4 protein-coding genes are annotated in these 1811 nt (G+C 35.5%); all 4 read left to right on the forward strand.

Going from position 1 to position 1811, the window contains the following annotated elements:
- Window positions 1–204: hypothetical protein (locus tag FTV34_RS17840; protein ID WP_147502431.1), on the forward strand; the 204-nt coding region annotated here is incomplete at its 5' end.
- Between the two features lie 270 nt (window positions 205–474).
- Window positions 475–849 (forward strand): hypothetical protein, encoded by a 375-nt coding sequence (locus FTV34_RS17220; RefSeq protein ID WP_046206308.1) that lies wholly within the window; start codon window positions 475–477, stop codon window positions 847–849.
- A gap of 2 nt (window positions 850–851) precedes the next feature.
- Window positions 852–1022 carry a hypothetical protein gene (locus FTV34_RS17225; RefSeq protein WP_180070886.1) on the forward strand — a complete coding sequence of 57 codons (171 nt, stop codon included), beginning with the start codon at window positions 852–854 and terminating at the stop codon, window positions 1020–1022.
- A 138-nt stretch (window positions 1023–1160) separates the two neighbouring features.
- Complete coding sequence (locus tag FTV34_RS17230; RefSeq protein WP_163146739.1) at window positions 1161–1625, forward strand: very short patch repair endonuclease; 465 nt, start codon at window positions 1161–1163, stop codon at window positions 1623–1625.
- Window positions 1626–1811: the final 186 nt, after the last annotated feature.

The following is a 1811-nucleotide window of genomic DNA, read 5'->3' on the forward strand; positions in this document are numbered from 1 at the left end:
TACTTTTTTCCATGCAAAACCAAGCACCGGCCCTACGTCACTTTAGCCAATTTTCCAATCCAAGATCCGGCACATGCCGGGATTTTTTTGTCACACACCACGCATCTAACGATGACACCCCTCAAAGCCTTACAGGATAAGGATTTCAGCGATTTTTTAGGGTCTCAGAAACGTGTACAGAAAAATGGTCTTTTTTTAGAATAAGTGATTGAATTATCTATTTTTTATGCTGTGCTCATGCTTGTACATCAAAACAACACTTTTTTTAGATAAGATATTGATAAATTTAAGAAAAACTATGTACTCATGGTTGTACATAAAAAAAGCATTATATTTAAATAAGTTTTTGTTTTATAATAAATTAATTCTGTACAAATAGATTTGTACGTAATTTATTTATTCTTTTAATTTAAATTATTGAATTATCTTGATTTAATTTTGTACAAAATCTAATTTTTATAAGAGATGTAATTTATGGGCGAAAAAGTCAAAACTTATGCAGTCAGACTAGATCCACAAGTAGCAGAATTCTACGATCAATTGGCTAATTCAGAAGGAATCAGAACCAGTAAATTGTTCAGTAAAATTTTGACTAATGATTTTCAATCTATTGCTGTTAAGCAGCAGGCAGATCGTATTGAGGATCTGGTGAATCGATTAGAAAAGCGAATAGATGACTTTGAGGAAGATAATAATTTTTCTGAAAAATACTATGAGGATTTTAGTAGTACATACATGATGCTTTTATGGTTATTAATGAAAAATGGTGCTTCTAAAGACGAAATTAGAAGTATGCAAGCTAAGGCCGCTAATTATGCGGAACAAAACTTTTCTTCTAAGGAATCTTAATTTTGGACAATATTATTCAACTTTTAAAACCATGTACGCTTTGTGGAAATGGACAGAATGTACAGCTTTTTGCCGGGTTGATGCTGTGTGAAAGTTGTCAGGAAAATATTAAGCTCACTAATCCAGGCATGTTTGCGGCCAATGATGAGATTGAACAAAAAGCCCAGGATTAACCTGGGTTGCGTATAAGAGTTTTTATGTTAAATATTAGCTAGACACGAGTACTTATAATTAAATGAAAAATGTGCAATATAAACAATATTGTTGAAGTTTTATTCTGTTAAGTTTCGAATATAGCTTAGGAGAGATAGATGGTAGACATTGTTGATCCATCTACACGCAGCCGTATGATGGCTGGAATCAAAGGTAGCAATACAAAGCCTGAATTATTAGTCAGACATTTGCTTCATAAAAAAGGATTTCGGTATCGTTTTCATGTAAAAGATCTTCCGGGAAAACCTGATATTGTTTTGCCAAAATACAGGTCAGTGATTTTTATACACGGCTGTTTCTGGCATGGTCATCAGAATTGTCATCTTTTCAGGTTACCGGCAACGCGGACGGAATTCTGGCAGGAAAAAATCTGCCGTAATCAGGCGAATGATTCCAGAGCTGTAGATATCCTGCGCGCTAGTAATTGGCGAGTCTGCATTGTCTGGGAATGCAGTATTCGGGGAGCCAAAAAAGATCCGGAAAAAGTAGTCAGTACAATTGCTGACTGGCTTGCAGGTGACAGACAGTTTCTTGAAATACGTGACACTCCAAGAGACAGATGATTTTTCAAGTAATACAGCCATACTTATTTATCTGATGACAGGTCAAGCTCCTTGTATTCATCATATAGACAAGCTGAATTGACTGCTGACACCCTGAACTGGTTGCGTTTTTTCTGTTTCCATTTGCCTGTATTCACATCTAGGGCATATTTGCATCCAGGATCATGAACCACTATTCCTGTCGCC

This window comes from Acinetobacter sp. YH16038 (assembly GCF_013417275.1).
Lineage (GTDB): Bacteria > Pseudomonadota > Gammaproteobacteria > Pseudomonadales > Moraxellaceae > Acinetobacter.

Bases quoted from the DNA above. Each gene is read 5' to 3' on its own strand.
- FTV34_RS17220 (WP_046206308.1), top strand. From the start codon at position 475: ATGGGCGAAAAAGTCAAAACTTATGCAGTCAGACTAGATCCACAAGTA.
- FTV34_RS17230 (WP_163146739.1), top strand. From the start codon at position 1,161: ATGGTAGACATTGTTGATCCATCTACACGCAGCCGTATGATGGCTGGA.